The 16,828-nt window shown below is 52.1% G+C and carries 10 protein-coding genes, 2 tRNA genes, 3 rRNA genes and 4 pseudogenes; 10 read left to right on the top strand and 9 right to left on the bottom strand.

Features of this window, described 5'->3' with window-relative positions; translation table 11 throughout:
• Nucleotides 1-49 precede the first annotated feature (49 nt).
• Nucleotides 50-1,366, top strand: a complete 1,317-nt coding sequence (gene tilS / locus O3W44_RS09245) for a tRNA lysidine(34) synthetase TilS (RefSeq protein ID WP_269292833.1) — start codon at nucleotides 50-52, stop codon at nucleotides 1,364-1,366.
• Nucleotides 1,366-1,674, top strand: a complete 309-nt coding sequence (locus O3W44_RS09240) for a c-type cytochrome (RefSeq protein ID WP_269292832.1) — start codon at nucleotides 1,366-1,368, stop codon at nucleotides 1,672-1,674. Before tilS ends, O3W44_RS09240 begins: the two co-directional genes overlap by 1 nt.
• A 30-nt stretch (nucleotides 1,675-1,704) precedes the next feature.
• Here the strand turns inward: O3W44_RS09240 and rof are convergent, their stop codons facing one another.
• Both rof and O3W44_RS09230 read right to left on the bottom strand, forming a co-directional pair.
• The gene (gene rof / locus O3W44_RS09235; RefSeq protein WP_269292831.1) at nucleotides 1,705-1,965 is read right to left on the bottom strand and encodes a Rho-binding antiterminator; all 261 of its coding nucleotides are present in this window, start codon (nucleotides 1,963-1,965) and stop codon (nucleotides 1,705-1,707) included.
• Complete coding sequence (locus O3W44_RS09230) at nucleotides 1,952-2,152, bottom strand: YaeP family protein (RefSeq protein ID WP_269292830.1); 201 nt, start codon at nucleotides 2,150-2,152, stop codon at nucleotides 1,952-1,954. The genes rof and O3W44_RS09230 overlap by 14 nt, the downstream gene beginning before the upstream one ends.
• Before the next feature lie 217 nt (nucleotides 2,153-2,369).
• On the opposite strand from O3W44_RS09230, the gene arfB reads away from it, so the two are divergent.
• Complete coding sequence (gene arfB, locus O3W44_RS09225; RefSeq protein WP_269292829.1) at nucleotides 2,370-2,780, top strand: alternative ribosome rescue aminoacyl-tRNA hydrolase ArfB; 411 nt, start codon at nucleotides 2,370-2,372, stop codon at nucleotides 2,778-2,780.
• 32 nt (nucleotides 2,781-2,812) lie between these two features.
• Here the strand turns inward: arfB and proS are convergent.
• The 6 genes and pseudogenes from proS to metN all read right to left on the bottom strand — a co-directional run bounded on the left by proS (nucleotide 2,813) and on the right by metN (nucleotide 8,369).
• A pseudogene (proS, locus tag O3W44_RS09220) lies at nucleotides 2,813-4,530 on the bottom strand (proline--tRNA ligase).
• Between the two features lie 67 nt (nucleotides 4,531-4,597).
• Nucleotides 4,598-5,325: pseudogene (tsaA, locus tag O3W44_RS09215) on the bottom strand (tRNA (N6-threonylcarbamoyladenosine(37)-N6)-methyltransferase TrmO).
• The gene (rcsF, locus tag O3W44_RS09210) at nucleotides 5,322-5,720 is read right to left on the bottom strand and encodes an Rcs stress response system protein RcsF (RefSeq protein WP_269292828.1); all 399 of its coding nucleotides are present in this window, start codon (nucleotides 5,718-5,720) and stop codon (nucleotides 5,322-5,324) included. The pseudogene tsaA and the gene rcsF overlap by 4 nt, the downstream one beginning before the upstream one ends.
• Before the next feature lie 128 nt (nucleotides 5,721-5,848).
• A pseudogene (locus O3W44_RS09205) lies at nucleotides 5,849-6,663 on the bottom strand (MetQ/NlpA family lipoprotein).
• Between the two features lie 29 nt (nucleotides 6,664-6,692).
• Nucleotides 6,693-7,345, bottom strand: a pseudogene (locus O3W44_RS09200) (methionine ABC transporter permease MetI).
• On the bottom strand, nucleotides 7,338-8,369 hold the full coding sequence (gene metN / locus O3W44_RS09195) for a methionine ABC transporter ATP-binding protein MetN (RefSeq protein WP_269292827.1): 1,032 nt from the start codon (nucleotides 8,367-8,369) through the stop codon (nucleotides 7,338-7,340). Before metN ends, O3W44_RS09200 begins: the two are co-directional and overlap by 8 nt.
• Before the next feature lie 189 nt (nucleotides 8,370-8,558).
• Between metN and gmhB the strand changes: the two genes are divergently transcribed.
• From gmhB to O3W44_RS09165, 6 genes are all read left to right on the top strand, one after another.
• Entirely contained in the window at nucleotides 8,559-9,119 is a 561-nt protein-coding gene (gene gmhB / locus O3W44_RS09190) for a D-glycero-beta-D-manno-heptose 1,7-bisphosphate 7-phosphatase (protein WP_269292826.1), read from the top strand.
• Between the two features lie 404 nt (nucleotides 9,120-9,523).
• A 16S ribosomal RNA gene (locus O3W44_RS09185) occupies nucleotides 9,524-11,066 on the top strand.
• 89 nt (nucleotides 11,067-11,155) lie between these two features.
• Nucleotides 11,156-11,229 (top strand) — tRNA-Glu (locus O3W44_RS09180).
• A 230-nt stretch (nucleotides 11,230-11,459) separates the two neighbouring features.
• Nucleotides 11,460-14,360 (top strand): 23S ribosomal RNA (locus O3W44_RS09175).
• A gap of 85 nt (nucleotides 14,361-14,445) precedes the next feature.
• Nucleotides 14,446-14,561, top strand: a 5S ribosomal RNA gene (rrf, locus tag O3W44_RS09170).
• Together the 16S, 23S and 5S rRNA genes with 2 tRNA genes alongside form the textbook arrangement of a ribosomal RNA operon.
• Nucleotides 14,562-14,662: 101 nt before the next feature.
• A tRNA-Asp gene (locus O3W44_RS09165) sits at nucleotides 14,663-14,739 on the top strand.
• Between the two features lie 129 nt (nucleotides 14,740-14,868).
• Here O3W44_RS09165 and yafC read toward each other — a convergent pair.
• Nucleotides 14,869-15,792 carry a DNA-binding transcriptional regulator YafC gene (gene yafC, locus O3W44_RS09160; RefSeq protein WP_269294407.1) on the bottom strand — a complete coding sequence of 308 codons (924 nt, stop codon included), beginning with the start codon at nucleotides 15,790-15,792 and terminating at the stop codon, nucleotides 14,869-14,871.
• A 202-nt stretch (nucleotides 15,793-15,994) separates the two neighbouring features.
• Between yafC and O3W44_RS09155 the strand changes: the two genes are divergently transcribed.
• A complete protein-coding gene (locus O3W44_RS09155) occupies nucleotides 15,995-16,795 on the top strand; it encodes an endonuclease/exonuclease/phosphatase family protein (RefSeq protein WP_269294406.1) in 801 nt (266 codons plus the stop codon).
• Nucleotides 16,796-16,828 lie beyond the last annotated feature (33 nt).

Raw genomic sequence — 16,828 nt, 5'->3', positions numbered from 1 at the left:
GCTATCTTTTGCGGGCCGCATCCGGTGGCCCGACATGCTGGATTGCGCCATGTCTTTGCCTTATCTTGATGCCTTAACAGAAACAGACGCTGCGCTGGTGGTGGCGTTCAGCGGCGGGCTTGATTCTACCGTACTGTTACATCAGCTCTGGACCTGGCACCAACAACATCCTCATTCCCGGTTACGTGCTTTACACGTCCATCACGGCCTGAGCCCCAATGCCGACCACTGGGCTGCACATTGCGTGGCGATAGCAGAACAGTGGCAGCTCGGTTGCCAGGTGTTGCGTGTAAAAGTAGACCGCCGCAAGCAGGGCACTGAAGCGGCCGCCCGCCAGGCACGTTACCAGGCGTTAAGCGCGGCGTTACAGCCTGGCGAAACCTTACTGACTGCACAACATCTTGACGATCAATGCGAAACCTTTTTACTGGCGTTAAAACGCGGCAGCGGTCCGGCAGGATTAGCCGCGATGCCTTTAGCTATGACGCTGGGTGAAAATCGTCTGTTGCGTCCGCTGCTGGGCTGTTCACGCCAGAAGCTGGAAAACTATGCCCAGGCACATCAGCTTGAGTGGATCGAAGATGAGAGCAATGAGGATGTGCGCTATGACCGCAACTTTTTACGACAACACTTGTTACCTCAGCTCACTGCACGCTGGCCCCATTTTGCCGAAGCAACAGCCCGCAGCGCCGCATTATGCGGCGAGCAGGAACAGCTGTTAGATGAGTTACTGGCTGAACAGTTGCAGGCGTTGATACAGCCTGACGGAAGTCTGCATTTTACCTGTTTACTCAACCTGAGCGAGGTACGAGTCAATGCGCTGCTGCGCCGCTGGATTGGCTGGCATGGCGGCCCCATGCCATCACGTGACGCGTTAACACGCATTCGCCAGGAAGTCATGTTGAGCCGGGAGGATGCCCAGCCGCGCCTGCAATTAGGGCGTTTTGAAATAAGGCGCTTTCGTCAGCAGCTTTACTGGCTGCCGTTACAAGACACTTTACGAGACTGTGAATTACCCTGGCATAATCTCAGCGAGCCGTTGTTATTGCCCCAGGAATTAGGCTCGCTACAGGCCAGTCAATCAGAACATGTTTTACGCCAGCCGCGGGCAGATGAGCAGGTCAGTATACGGTTCCAGGCGCAGGGCTATTTTCATATCGTCGGACGTGCGGGAGGCCGCGAGATCAAAAAGCTTTGGCAGGCGCTGAACATTCCCCCGTGGCAACGTGAACGCATCCCTTTGATTTATTACAACCAGACGCTGATATGCGCGCCCGGTTTGTTTGTTACTCGTGAAGGCGCGAGCGCAGATGCGCTCGGCTGGCGGGTCGTTTGGCAAAAAAATGAGAACGCTGGAGAGCAATAATGAAATACCTAATCGCTGCCTTGCTGGTTGCGACAGCAGCACCCGTCTTCGCTAACGGCGACGTTAACGCGGGGGCGCAAAAAGCAGCGAGTTGCATGGCGTGTCACGGTGCAGAAGGCAAAACAACGGTACCGCTTTATCCTAACCTTGCGGGGCAAAACGCAGCCTATCTCAGTCATGCGCTGCAGGCGTATAAAAAAGGTGAACGCAGTGGGGGTCAGGCTGAAGTGATGAAAGCGTTTGTGGCGGGATTAAGTGATACGGATATAGAAGATTTGGCGGCGTATTATCATTCGTTGAAGCCTTGATGAAGGAGGCGGGAGTGATCCCGCCCATTGTTACTCTTCGCTAACGAATACCGTGCCCAGCTCAGGGTGACTAAAGCTGGCAATATGATCAAGACGTAACTCACGTGTTTCACCGGAGAGGTCAATCGCCAGATACTCAACATTCTTACGTGACACCATATCTTTGGCTTTTGCCTTAAGCTGCTCGCCATTTTTCAGTTCCAGTGAGAGCATCCAGTTTTTTTGGCAGGCGAGTTCCAGATTATCGTAGTCATCGCAATTGATGGGTTTATAAGCTTCATTCATCAACATAGTCGCTCACCAATAAGTTTGCAGCGGCATATGCCGCCTGTTCCCTGACAGAAGAGTTTAGCGCAGAATTTGCGGCAATATCATTTAGCGCCTTTAATGCGCAGCCTATGGCATCGGGGATGTAACCCAAATCCCCGCTGCCGATCTCGGCATATTTTTGGCGAACTAACTCACAATATGTTTGCACATGCACCTCCTCAGCAGAGCATAAATACTCTGGTTGATGAGTGACTATAACACAGGCATTTCCAGGAAATCAGCCAGACATAAGCAGGATCAGCTCGCTAATCACTGCTAAAGTGACAGATTACGCTGTCTGGCACAGATAAAATAGCAGTATAAAAGGCTATTTTGATGAAACAGTTAGGGCATTTAAGGGCGCATTTTTCTTCAGGAGGTGACAGATGATTATACTATCGCGTGCTGTGGAGCTTCCCGACAGTGAAATCGAACTCACTGCCATTCGTGCGCAGGGTGCGGGCGGGCAGCATGTGAATAAAACCAGTACAGCAATTCATTTGCGTTTCGATATTGCGGCATCGTCATTGCCGCCGTTTTATAAAGAGCGTTTGCTGGCTGCCCGTCATCATTTAATCACGGGTGACGGTGTGATTGTGATCAAAGCGCAGGAGTACCGCAGCCAGGAAATGAACCGTGAAGCCGCACTGCAGCGTTTCGTTAATTTGATTCGCGAACTCACAACTGTTGAAAAAGTCCGGCGCGCCACGCGTCCAACGCGGGCTTCGAAGGTACGTCGGCTGGAAGGCAAAGCGCGCCGCAGTACGACCAAAGCGTTACGGGGAAAAGTACAATAAAAAACGCCCCTGAAAAGGGGCGTTTTATCAGCTTACTTGTTCAAAGCGTTAAGCAGGAAATCAACAATTTCGCTCTGCTTAATCATCTCTTTCTCGCTCGCACGACGTGATTTGTATTCAATCTCTTCATTGTCGAGATTGCGATCGCCAATCACGATGGTGTGCGGTACGCCAATCAGTTCCATATCTGCGAACATCACACCCGGACGCTCTTTGCGGTCGTCAAGGATGACATCAACCCCTTTAGCACGCAGCGTATTGTAAAGCTCTTCCGCCACTTCTTTAACGCGGAAAGATTTCTGCATGTTCATCGGAAGAATGGCCACTTCAAACGGTGCCAGCGCCGCAGGCCAGATAATGCCACGGTCGTCATAATTCTGCTCGATCGCTGCGGCCACGACGCGGGTAATACCGATGCCATAGCAGCCCATGGTCAATACCTGATTGCGTCCATCTTCGCCCTGAACGGCAGCTTTCATCGCCTCCGAGTATTTAGTGCCGAGCTGGAAGATGTGACCCACTTCGATACCGCGTTTAATCTGCAGCGTACCTTTACCGTCAGGGCTGAGATCGCCTTCAACAACGTTGCGAATATCGGCGACGCGGGGCAGCGGCAGATCGCGCTGCCAGTTAATACCGGTGTAATGTTTACCATCAATGTTGGCACCCGCACAGAAATCGCTCATCTTCTCAACCGCACGATCGATGATGACGGGCATCGTCAGTCCAATCGGACCGAGTGAACCTGGACCTGCGCCGACAGCAGCACGAATTTCCTCTTCCGTGGCGAATACCAACGGTGAAGCGACGATATCTGCCTTCTCTGCCTTGATTTCATTCAGAACGTGATCGCCACGAACCAGAAGTGCAACCAGTGCATGACCGCTCTCTTCGCTGCCTTTAACAAACAGGGTTTTTACGGTTTTTTCAACAGGCAGCTGGAATTGCTCAACCAACGCGGCGATAGTTTTCGCGTTTGGCGTATCAATCAGGCTCAGTTCCTGAGTCGGTTCCGCACGCTCACCTGCGGGTGCTACGGCTTCGGCCAGCTCAATATTGGCTGCATACTCAGATTCAGTTGAGAAGATCACATCATCTTCACCGCTCTGTGCTAATACCTGGAATTCATGTGATGCGCTGCCTCCAATGGAACCAGTGTCCGCCTGCACTGCACGGAAATCGAGTCCCATACGGCTGAAGCTTTGACTGTAGGCGCGATACATTGCGTCATAGGTTTCCTGCAGCGATTCTTGCGAAACGTGAAAGGAATACGCATCTTTCATAATGAATTCACGTGAGCGCATTACGCCAAAACGCGGGCGCACTTCATCACGAAATTTGGTCTGGATCTGATACAGGTTAAGCGGCAGCTGTTTGTAAGAGCTCAGTTCATTGCGGATCAGATCGGTGATCACTTCTTCATGCGTCGGACCAAGCACAAAAGGACGCTCATGGCGATCGGCTATACGCAACAGTTCCGGGCCATACTGTTCCCAGCGGCCGCTCTCCTGCCACAGATCGGCAGGTTGCACGACGGGCATTGAAATCTCGATCGCGCCTGCGTTGTTCATCTCTTCGCGTACGATGTTTTCGACTTTTTCAGTACGCGTAAACCGGTCGGTAACCAGGTATACAAGCCAGAAGCCAGTTTACGGATCATTCCGGCGCGCAGCATCAGCTGGTGGCTGATCACTTCAGCGTCAGAAGGCGTCTCTTTCTGAGTGGAGAGCAGATATTGAGTAGTACGCATTGATTACGATTCCATTAATCGGAAAGTCACAGACAGAATTTTGCTGGCGGCTAGTGTACCAGCGAGATCACGGGCTCAAAAGCGGGTTTTCACGCTCGTCGATAGCAATCACTTCCGTACCGATATCGTCAATACGCCAGCGGACGTTAAAATCCAGCAGCCATGCGGCATATTCACGATCAGCGGCTTCGCCTTTTCGATAGGCTGGACGGGGATCTTGCGCCAGTACGTCACAGATAAATCGCGCTAAGTGGGGATAGCGTGATTGCTGTTGCTGAAGCTGCTGTTGCGCCAGCGGGGAAAAGCGTACTGGCATGTTTGCGTCTGGTGCAGCCTGGGCAAAACCCGCTCGCGCCTCAGGCAACGCCTCCGCAAAGGGCAGATAAGGTTTGATATCCACCACCGGCGTGCCATCTACTAAATCGAGGCTGCCGAGTTCCAGGATCACCTGCTGCTTCTCGTAGCGAATGCCTTTTAACTCAACCAGAGACATGCCAATCGGGTTGGGACGAAAAGTTGAGCGTGTAGCAAAAACACCCATGCGCGCATTGCCGCCGAGACGGGGCGGACGTACCGTGGGCCGCCAACCGCCTTGCATCGTTTGATGAAAGACAAACAGTATCCACAGATGACTGAAGCCTTCTAAACCACGAACTGCTTCAGGTTGATTATAGGGGGCAGCAGATGCAGTTCGCCGCCGCCATCTTTCACCAGACCCGGCTGTCGCGGTACGGCAAATTTCTCTTTCCATGGCGAGCGAATGACGCCAATTTGCGCAAAGGCGAATTCACTCATTGACGGCTGACTTCAAGCGCCGAGCCCTGGCAGATCGCCTGACGATAGCATCCCGGCGTGCTGCTCACAATTTCGCACTTATGCAACAGCACTGCATTGGCTTTCATTTGTGATGCTTTGACCTGCAGGCGCTTGCGTGCAGTAGCGATATTTGGGGGTGAATCCTGGGTGCTGGTTTGGCAATCATCGCCAGAGACTTCTCCTAAATCGCGAAACGGTTTGCTAATCAGGTCCGTTGCATCTGTGTAAACCTTGACCGGTGCGGGACGCGGAGCCGGTTTGTGTGTCGGCTTGCTGGATTGTTGTGGGCGAGAAGGTGCACTGCTTATTGGGTGATATTCCCGAACACACCCCGTCAGCATCAATGCCAACAAGCAGAGCGGTAAAAGACGCATAACCACATCCTCATATAATAAAAAGTGGCGTTATTGAAACAAGGACCAGAATAAATAACAAGTCGGGCAGGGCGCTAAGCAAAGAAAGGGCGGCATTACGCCGCCCTGAGCAGAACTGGAAGGTAAAATTACCAGCCTTTAACTGCGCCACCGTTGAAGATTTTGTTCGCGGCGTCGTTAACTTCATCAGACTGATAAGCCTGAACGAATTTTTTTACGTTCTCAGCATCTTTATTGTCTTCACGCGCCACGACCAGGTTTACATAAGGTGAATCTTTGCCTTCAACAAAGATGCCATCTTTCGCTGGCGTCAGGCCAATCTGGCTGGCGTAAGTGGTATTGATAACAGCCAGTGCAATTTGCGCGTCATCCAGAGAGCGTGGCAACTGCGGCGCTTCCAGTTCGACGATTTTTAGCTGTTTTGGATTTTCAGTAATGTCCAGTGAGGTTGGCAGCAAGCCAACACCCTCTTTCAGTTTGATCAGACCGACTTTTTGCAGCAGCAGCAGGGTACGGCCAAGGTTGGTTGGATCGTTGGGAATGGCGATTTGTGCACCGTTCTGCAATTCGTCCAGAGATTTGATCTTTTCGAGTAACCCGCAATAGGGTAAACGAAGGTATTACCAACCGGCACCAGCTTGTAGCCACGATCTTTGATCTGCTGGTCGAGATAGGGTTTATGCTGGAAAGCGTTAGCGTCGATGTCGCCTTTGCTCAACGCTTCGTTTGGCAGAACGTAATCGTTAAACGTCACCAGCTCAACGTCGAGACCATATTTCTCTTTCGCCACTTTTTGAGCCACTTCAGCAACCTGCTGCTCTGCGCCGACGATCACACCCACTTTAATATGGTTTGGATCTTTTTCTTTCTGATCGCATCCTGCCAGCGCAATCGCGCCAATTAATGCACCCACAGCGGCAATGTTTTTAAAATTGAAAGACATATCCCTTCCTTAATAGTGATATTGCTTGCTTACTTATGGGACACAGCACGCACGATGCGGTCGCCACAGAATTGAATTAAATACACCAGAACGACCAGTAGCACTAATACCGTATTCATCACGGTCGCGTTATAACCGATATAACCGTACTGATAACCAATCTGACCTAATCCGCCCGCGCCCACGGCACCGCCCATAGCAGAGTAGCCAACCAGCGTAATCAGCGTAATTGTAGCGGCGTTTATCAATCCCGGCAGAGCTTCAGGCAGCAGCACTTTGCGCACGATTTGCAGCGGCGTTGCGCCCATTGCACGCGAGGCTTCGATTAAGCCCGTCGGCAACTCCAGCAAGGCATTTTCTACCATGCGGGCAATAAAGGCGCAGCCCCTACCGTCAACGGCACGATTGCTGCCTGTAAGCCAATTGAGGTGCCAACAATGACGCGGGTAAACGGAATCATCCACACCAGTAAAATGATGAACGGAATCGAGCGGAAGATATTAACTACCGCTGAAAGCACGCGATATAAGCCACGGCTTTCTAAAATCTGTCCAGGTCGGGTCACGTACAGCAGCACGCCTACCGGCAAGCCCAATACAAAACCAAAAAAGCCGGAGACAAAGGTCATCATCAGCGTTTCCCACACGCCACGCGCCAGTAACCACATCATCGCGTCAGACATAGCCTAATACCTCTACTTTTACATGGTTCTCTTGCAGCCAGGCGATGGCCGCTTTGGTGTCGCTTTCCGTTCCGTGCATTTCGGCCAGCATGATGCCGAACTTCACGCCACCGGCATAATCCATCTGGGCACTAATAATGTTGTTGTTGACGTTGAAACGACGTGCTGCTTCTGACAGCAGCGGCGCATCCACTGATTTGCCGGTAAACTCCAGACGCAGCAGTGGCACGCTGTCACTCTTCGCTTCTGAAGAGAGACGCTGTTGATAGTCATCAGGAATATCAAGGTGCAGCGTAGACTGAATAAACTGCTGCGCCAGCGGCGTTTTCGGATGCGAGAACACTTCGCTAACGCTGTCTTTTTCAATCAATTCGCCGTGGCTGATAACCGCAACCTGATCGCAGATGCGTTTAACGACATCCATCTCATGGGTGATCAACAGAATGGTCAGGCCAAGACGACGATTAATGTCTTTCAGTAATTCGAGAATCGAACGTGTTGTTGCCGGATCAAGCGCGCTGGTGGCTTCATCACACAGCAGGACCTTTGGATTGCTGGCCAGTGCACGAGCAATCGCCACACGCTGTTTCTGTCCACCGGAAAGATTGGCAGGCCAGGCATCATGTTTATCAGACAGGCCCACTAAATCCAGCAATTCCGTGACGCGAGCTTTGATTTCATCACGAGACAGGTTACCCAGCTCCAGCGGCAGCGCAACATTACCAAACACGGTGCGCGAGTTCATAAGATTGAAGTGCTGGAAGATCATGCCAATCTGGCGGCGCGCCTGCGTCAGTTGACGTTCGCTCAGGGCCGTTAAGTCAGCGCCATCCACCAGTACGCGGCCTGATGTCGGACGCTCAAGCAGGTTCACACAACGAATGAGTGTACTTTTACCGGCACCGGAAGACCCGATGACGCCATATATCTGTCCGGCAGGCACATGCAGGCTAACGTCAGATAGCGCCTGAATTGTGCGTGTGCCTTGCTGGAACACTTTTGTGATATTTTCGAGTTTTATCATTAGGTTATTTATTATCGTATTACGTTGTCCGTGGTGTGGAGTGCTTTTTTATAGCCGGGCTACACTAAAGCTGGATGGATGTTAAGGCATCCAGACGTCTAAATCAATCAAAGTCATTCAATCTGGCGTTCTCCCTTTTATTGCAATCATGCGATACTGAACGGCAATTTTTATAGCAGGAGTTCCTACGTGGCGAATAAAGTCCCAGCCATTTTTCTTGATCGTGATGGCACCCTCAACGTTGATCACGGTTACGTTCATGAAATCGATAATTTCCAGTTCATCGACGGCACCATTGAAGCACTACAGCAGTTAAAGAAGATGGGATACGCCCTTGTGGTGGTAACCAATCAGTCGGGTATTGCGCGCGGTATGTTTACAGAAGAGCAGTTTATGCAGCTTACCGAGTGGATGGACTGGTCGCTGGCGGATCGCGATGTTGATTTAGATGGCATCTATTTCTGTCCGCATCATCCAGAAGGGACAGTAGAAGAGTTTCGTCAGTCGTGTGATTGCCGTAAACCGCAGCCCGGCATGTTGTTGTCAGCGCAGCAAGAGTTGAATATTGATATGGCTGCTTCTTATATGGTTGGTGACAAGCTGGAAGATATGCTGGCCGCGCAGGCGGCGGGGGTAGGTAAGAAAGTGCTGGTTCGTAGCGGTAAAGCGGTAACGGCAGAAGGAGAAGCGGCAGCAGACTGGGTCATTGAGAGCCTTGCGGACCTTCCTGCACGGATTAAAAAGGGCTAAGACACCGCTTTTGAACAAAATTCAGACGAACAGCAAAAAGTTTAAATTTGCCCTTGCGCTCTCCGAATCATTCCCTATAATGCGCCTCCACTGACACGGCACGCCGGCTTACGGAATGACGTGTTGAGAGGTTCAGGAGACTGAGCCGCCGGAGAAAAACTTCGAAAAAAGAAGTTGACTCTGAAGGAGGTTAGCGTAATATACGCCACCTCGCGACAGACGGTTAACCCGCTGGTCGCACTGCTCTTTAACAATTTATCAGACAATCTGTGTGGGCACTCGCAGGATTGATATCAGCGTCTCCGGACGTAAAAAATATCAAGTCTCTGCTGGGTGAACACGTAATTCATTACGAAGTTTAATTCACAGAGCATCGCTTCACGGGTTGAAGCAAATCAAACTTTAAATTGAAGAGTTTGATCATGGCTCAGATTGAACGCTGGCGGCAGGCCTAACACATGCAAGTCGGACGGTAGCACAGGAGAGCTTGCTCTTTGGGTGACGAGTGGCGGACGGGTGAGTAATGTCTGGGGATCTGCCCGATGGAGGGGGATAACCACTGGAAACGGTGGCTAATACCGCATAACGTCGCAAGACCAAAGTGGGGGACCTTCGGGCCTCACACCATCGGATGAACCCAGATGGGATTAGCTAGTAGGCGGGGTAACGGCCCACCTAGGCGACGATCCCTAGCTGGTCTGAGAGGATGACCAGCCACACTGGAACTGAGACACGGTCCAGACTCCTACGGGAGGCAGCAGTGGGGAATATTGCACAATGGGCGCAAGCCTGATGCAGCCATGCCGCGTGTATGAAGAAGGCCTTCGGGTTGTAAAGTACTTTCAGCGGGGAGGAAGGGATGAGGTTTAATACGCCTCGTCATTGACGTTACCCGCAGAAGAAGCACCGGCTAACTCCGTGCCAGCAGCCGCGGTAATACGGAGGGTGCAAGCGTTAATCGGAATTACTGGGCGTAAAGCGCACGCAGGCGGTCTGTTAAGTCAGATGTGAAATCCCCGGGCTTAACCTGGGAACTGCATTTGAAACTGGCAGGCTTGAGTCTCGTAGAGGGGGGTAGAATTCCAGGTGTAGCGGTGAAATGCGTAGAGATCTGGAGGAATACCGGTGGCGAAGGCGGCCCCCTGGACGAAGACTGACGCTCAGGTGCGAAAGCGTGGGGAGCAAACAGGATTAGATACCCTGGTAGTCCACGCCGTAAACGATGTCGACTTGGAGGTTGTGCCCTTGAGGCGTGGCTTCCGGAGCTAACGCGTTAAGTCGACCGCCTGGGGAGTACGGCCGCAAGGTTAAAACTCAAATGAATTGACGGGGGCCCGCACAAGCGGTGGAGCATGTGGTTTAATTCGATGCAACGCGAAGAACCTTACCTACTCTTGACATCCACGGGATCAGGCAGAGATGCCTGAGTGCCTTCGGGAACCGTGAGACAGGTGCTGCATGGCTGTCGTCAGCTCGTGTTGTGAAATGTTGGGTTAAGTCCCGCAACGAGCGCAACCCTTATCCTTTGTTGCCAGCGATTCGGGTCGGGGACTCAAAGGAGACTGCCGGTGATAAACCGGAGGAAGGTGGGGATGACGTCAAGTCATCATGGCCCTTACGAGTAGGGCTACACACGTGCTACAATGGCGCATACAAAGAGAAGCGACCTCGCGAGAGCAAGCGGACCTCATAAAGTGCGTCGTAGTCCGGATCGGAGTCTGCAACTCGACTCCGTGAAGTCGGAATCGCTAGTAATCGTGGATCAGAACGCCACGGTGAATACGTTCCCGGGCCTTGTACACACCGCCCGTCACACCATGGGAGTGGGTTGCAAAAGAAGTAGGTAGCTTAACCCCCGGGAGGGCGCTTACCACTTTGTGATTCATGACTGGGGTGAAGTCGTAACAAGGTAACCGTAGGGGAACCTGCGGTTGGATCACCTCCTTACCTGAAGATACCTTCCCGCGAAGTGCTCACACAGATTGTCTGATAGAAAAGTAATGAGCAAGACGGCTGCGAAGTCGTGACACTGACGTGTCCCCTTCGTCTAGCGGTTAGGACTCCGCCCTTTCACGGCGGCAACAGGGGTTCGAATCCCTAGGGGACGCCACTTGCTTGGTGACAGGTGAAAGGTGTCGCTGCTCAGTATCTCAAAACTGATTTGGTCAGCTGATGACCGCATCACGTTTGAGATATTTGCTCTTTAACAATCCGGAACAAGCTGAAAATTGAAACGACGCGTCGCGCCATTTCTCCGTAACAGGGAGTGGCACAGCGATGCGGACGAGTCTCTCAAATGCTTGCAGTCTGCACGCGTTGCAAAACGCCTGTGGGTTGTGAGGTTAAGCGACTAAGCGTACACGGTGGATGCCCTGGCAGTCAGAGGCGATGAAGGACGTGCTAATCTGCGTAAAGCGCCGGTAAGGTGATATGAACCGCTACAGCCGGCGATGTCCGAATGGGGAAACCCGGTGCACTCAGTGCATCATTGCAGCATGAATACATAGTGCTGCAAGGCGAACCGGGGGAACTGAAACATCTAAGTACCCCGAGGAAAAGAAATCAACCGAGATTCCCCCAGTAGCGGCGAGCGAACGGGGAGCAGCCCAGAGCCTGAATCAGCTTGTGCACTAGTGGAAGCGTCTGGAAAGGCGCAGGGTACAGGGTGACACTCCCGTACACAAAAGTGCACGAGCTGTGAGCTCGATGAGTAAGGCGGGACACGTGGTATCCTGTCTGAACACGGGGGACCATCCTCCAAGGCTAAATACTCCTGACTGACCGATAGTGAACCAGTACCGTGAGGGAAAGGCGAAAAGAACCCCGGCGAGGGGAGTGAAACAGAACCTGAAACCGTGTACGTACAAGCAGTGGGAGCCTTCGTGGGTGTGACTGCGTACCTTTTGTATAATGGGTCAGCGACTTATATTCTGTAGCAAGGTTAACCGTATAGGGGAGCCGCAGGGAAACCGAGTCTTAACTGGGCGTTAAGTTGCAGGGTATAGACCCGAAACCCGGTGATCTAGCCATGGGCAGGTTGAAGGTTGGGTAACACTAACTGGAGGACCGAACCGACTAATGTTGAAAAATTAGCGGATGACCTGTGGCTGGGGGTGAAAGGCCAATCAAACCGGGAGATAGCTGGTTCTCCCCGAAAGCTATTTAGGTAGCGCCTCGTGAACTCATCTCCGGGGGTAGAGCACTGTTTCGGCTAGGGGGCCATCCCGGCTTACCAACCCGATGCAAACTGCGAATACCGGAGAATGTTATCACGGGAGACACACGGCGGGTGCTAACGTCCGTCGTGAAGAGGGAAACAACCCAGACCGCCAGCTAAGGTCCCGAAGTCATGGTTAAGTGGGAAACGATGTGGGAAGGCACAGACAGCCAGGATGTTGGCTTAGAAGCAGCCATCATTTAAAGAAAGCGTAATAGCTCACTGGTCGAGTCGGCCTGCGCGGAAGATGTAACGGGGCTAAACCATGCACCGAAGCTGCGGCAGCGACGCCATGCGTTGCTGGGTAGGGGAGCGTTCTGTAAGCCGCAGAAGGTGGTCCGTGAGGGCTGCTGGAGGTATCAGAAGTGCGAATGCTGACATAAGTAACGATAAAGCGGGTGAAAAGCCCGCTCGCCGGAAGACCAAGGGTTCCTGTCCAACGTTAATCGGGGCAGGGTGAGTCGACCCCTAAGGCGAGGCCGAAAGGCGTAGTCGATGGGAAACAGGTTAATATTCCTGTACTTGGTGTTACTGCGAAGGGGGGACGGAGAAGGTTAGGTCAGCCGGGCGACGGTCGTCCCGGTTTAAGCGTGTAGGCTGGTTATCCAGGCAAATCCGGATAATCAAGGCTGAGGCGTGACGACGAGGCTCCACGGAGCTGAAGTGACTGATACCCTGCTTCCAGGAAAAGCCTCTAAGCATCAGGTAACACGAAATCGTACCCCAAACCGACACAGGTGGTCAGGTAGAGAATACCAAGGCGCTTGAGAGAACTCGGGTGAAGGAACTAGGCAAAATGGTGCCGTAACTTCGGGAGAAGGCACGCTGGCGCGTAGGTGAAGGGACTTGCTCCCGGAGCCGAGGCCAGTCGAAGATACCAGCTGGCTGCAACTGTTTATTAAAAACACAGCACTGTGCAAACACGAAAGTGGACGTATACGGTGTGACGCCTGCCCGGTGCCGGAAGGTTAATTGATGGGGTTATCCGTAAGGAGAAGCTCTTGATCGAAGCCCCGGTAAACGGCGGCCGTAACTATAACGGTCCTAAGGTAGCGAAATTCCTTGTCGGGTAAGTTCCGACCTGCACGAATGGCGTAATGATGGCCAGGCTGTCTCCACCCGAGACTCAGTGAAATTGAACTCGCTGTGAAGATGCAGTGTACCCGCGGCAAGACGGAAAGACCCCGTGAACCTTTACTACAGCTTGACACTGAACATTGAGCCTTGATGTGTAGGATAGGTGGGAGGCTTTGAAGCGCGGACGCCAGTCCGCGTGGAGCCAACCTTGAAATACCACCCTTTAACGTTTGATGTTCTAACGTGGGCCCGTGATCCGGGCTGCGGACAGTGTCTGGTGGGTAGTTTGACTGGGGCGGTCTCCTCCCAAAGCGTAACGGAGGAGCACGAAGGTCAGCTAATCACGGTCGGACATCGTGAGGTTAGTGCAATGGCATAAGCTGGCTTGACTGCGAGCGTGACGGCGCGAGCAGGTGCGAAAGCAGGTCATAGTGATCCGGTGGTTCTGAATGGAAGGGCCATCGCTCAACGGATAAAAGGTACTCCGGGGATAACAGGCTGATACCGCCCAAGAGTTCATATCGACGGCGGTGTTTGGCACCTCGATGTCGGCTCATCACATCCTGGGGCTGAAGTAGGTCCCAAGGGTACGGCTGTTCGCCGTTTAAAGTGGTACGCGAGCTGGGTTTAGAACGTCGTGAGACAGTTCGGTCCCTATCTGCCGTGGGCGCTGGAAAACTGAGGGGGGTTGCTCCTAGTACGAGAGGACCGGAGTGAACGCACCGCTGGTGTTCGGGTTGTCATGCCAATGGCACTGCCCGGTAGCTAAGTGCGGAAGAGATAAGTGCTGAAAGCATCTAAGCACGAAACTTGCCCCGAGATGAGTTTTCCCTGACCCCTCGAGGGTCCTGAAGGGACGTTGAAGACGACGACGTTGATAGGCCGGGTGTGTAAGCGCAGCGATGCGTTGAGCTAACCGGTACTAATGACCCGTGAGGCTTAACCTTACAACGCCAGAGGCGTTTTTGAGAGACTTTCAGCTTGTGACGGATAATTCTGCGCGGCCTGCGGGCGGCGCGGAGACAGAATTTGCCTGGCGGCACTAGCGCGGTGGTCCCACCTGACCCCATGCCGAACTCAGAAGTGAAACGCCGTAGCGCCGATGGTAGTGTGGGGCCTCCCCATGCGAGAGTAGGGAACTGCCAGGCATCCAATTAAGACCAGCTTTCTGGTCGTGACCGTTCTGGTGACGCAGAGCGGGTGAAATACCTGAAGTCAGCCTGCGGGCAGACGTCAGTACAGAATCGGTGGAGCGGTAGTTCAGTTGGTTAGAATACCTGCCTGTCACGCAGGGGGTCGCGGGTTCGAGCCCCGTCCGTTCCGCCACTTTATTGAGAGGCCCTGACTGAAAAGTCAGGGCTTTTTCATTTGCGCGGAAAATTATGCGCAAAAAATTGCGAGTACCGCTGGTCTTCCTATGAAGATCAGCGTAAGCGGATTAGTACTAAACAGAAATCACCTTCTTTCTGTATCCTCCCGTCTTCCCCAGGGCTGTTCGGCCACCCATTCACTCAGAAAATCAATAAACGCACGCACTCGCTGGCTCAGGCCCAGATCGCTGTAATACACAGCATTAAAAGGCATTTTTATAGGAAGCCGCTGCTCAGCGAGTACTTCAGTTAACTTACCTTCTGCGATCTCTTTATCGATCATATAATCGGACAGGCATGCAATTCCGTTACCATTCAAGGCTAGCTGCTTGATCGTTTCTCCACTATTAGAAGAAGTGCCAGGCTCAATACCATAAAGCTCACCGTTTGCCTGCGCCACGGGCCAGCGATTGAGATGTGAAGGGTCAACGAAGCTCAGACAATGATGATTGGCTAAATCAGCCACACCCTGTGGTGTGCCGTATTCTTTAAGATACTCAGGCGATGCGACAAGCTTTCTGTAGCTAATAAAAAGCAAACGCGCCCGTAATGTCGAGTCAGTCAGGTCTCCGGCGCGAATAGCGACATCCACCTTACGTTCAATCAGATTGATAAAGCTTTCAGACGAAATCAACGAAAGCGTCACTTCAGGATAGCGTTCGCGAAAGGGCTTTATCATTGGCATCAGCAGATGAAGAATGACAGGTGTAGCCGTATCGATACGCAACAGTCCTTTTGGCGCATCTCTGCTCTCGATCAGATCATTTTCTGCCGTTGTCATTTCCTGAAGAAAACTTTGTACCCGACGAAAATAACGCTCTCCTTCCTGAGTCAGCGCCAGATGGCGTGTCGTGCGCGTGAGCAGGGCTACGCCTAACTTATTCTCTAATTTTTTAATCGTTCTGCTCACTGCAGAATTCGCCAGATGCAACTGCTCAGCAGCACGACTGAAGCTACCGCTTTCAACAACGCTAACGAAAACTTTCAATTCATCGGATGAGGCTTTCATTTTTTTCCTTACCGCACGGCCAGTGCCTAATGAGTATCTTATTGTTATCAAAAAGCACAATGACAGAAACTCTCGTTGCAGACTGTTTTATTATTTATGTATGAGGCCGATTCCGACAATCAACAACACGCATTGAAACCCCGTACTAAAATCCCTATAACAGACGAGGTATAAAATTTTGAGTAATCAGTCAGGCGGGAAAGTGCGTAAAAAAACCTATGCAATGCGTTATGTCGCGGGACAGCCAGCAGAACGGATCTTTCCGTCGAGTGCAATGTTACATCTCGGACAGGCTCTTCCTCCCGGCGCTCCGCTGTCTGCTCATCCCAATTTGAAAGTTTTAGTGTGGAACATTTTCAAACAGCAGCGTGCAGACTGGATGTCAGTATTAGAAGGATTCGGTAAGGATGCCCATCTGGTGCTTCTTCAGGAGGCACAAACCACGCCTGAGCTTGTCAGGTTCGCAACCAGTAATTATCTGGCTGCCGATCAGGTTCCCGCGTTTGTATTGCCTCAGCATCCTTCTGGCGTTATGACGCTGGCGTCTGCACATCCTGTCTACTGTTGTCCTTTGCGTGAGCGTGAGCCACTTCTGCGGCTGGCTAAATCTGCCCTTATCACGGCTTACCCTTTACCCACCGGTGAAATGCTGATGGTTGTAAACATACACGCAGTCAATTTCAGTTTGGGTGTGGATGTTTACAGCAAACAACTTGGACCGATTGGCGAGCAGATAACGCACCATCGTGGGCCGGTCATCATGGCTGGGGATTTTAATGCCTGGAGTCGTCAACGCATTAATGCGCTGTATCGTTTTGCGCATCAGATGAAACTGGAAGAAGTGATGTTTACTGCCGATCATCGACGTAAGGCCTTTGGCAGACCACTGGATTTTGTTTTTTATCGGAACTTAAACGTCAGTGAAGCCTCTGTATTGGTTACACGAGCGTCAGATCATAACCCTTTGTTAGTAGAGTTCAGTTCCACACGTAACACGGAATAAAGGGCCAGCGAAAGAAAGGTAAAAAGAAAAAGG

This window comes from Pantoea sp. LMR881 (assembly GCF_027157825.1).
Taxonomy (GTDB): Bacteria; Pseudomonadota; Gammaproteobacteria; order Enterobacterales; family Enterobacteriaceae; genus Pantoea; species Pantoea haifensis.
Note: the sequence above shows the minus strand (reverse complement) of the source record. Positions and strands in the feature narration are given on the sequence as shown.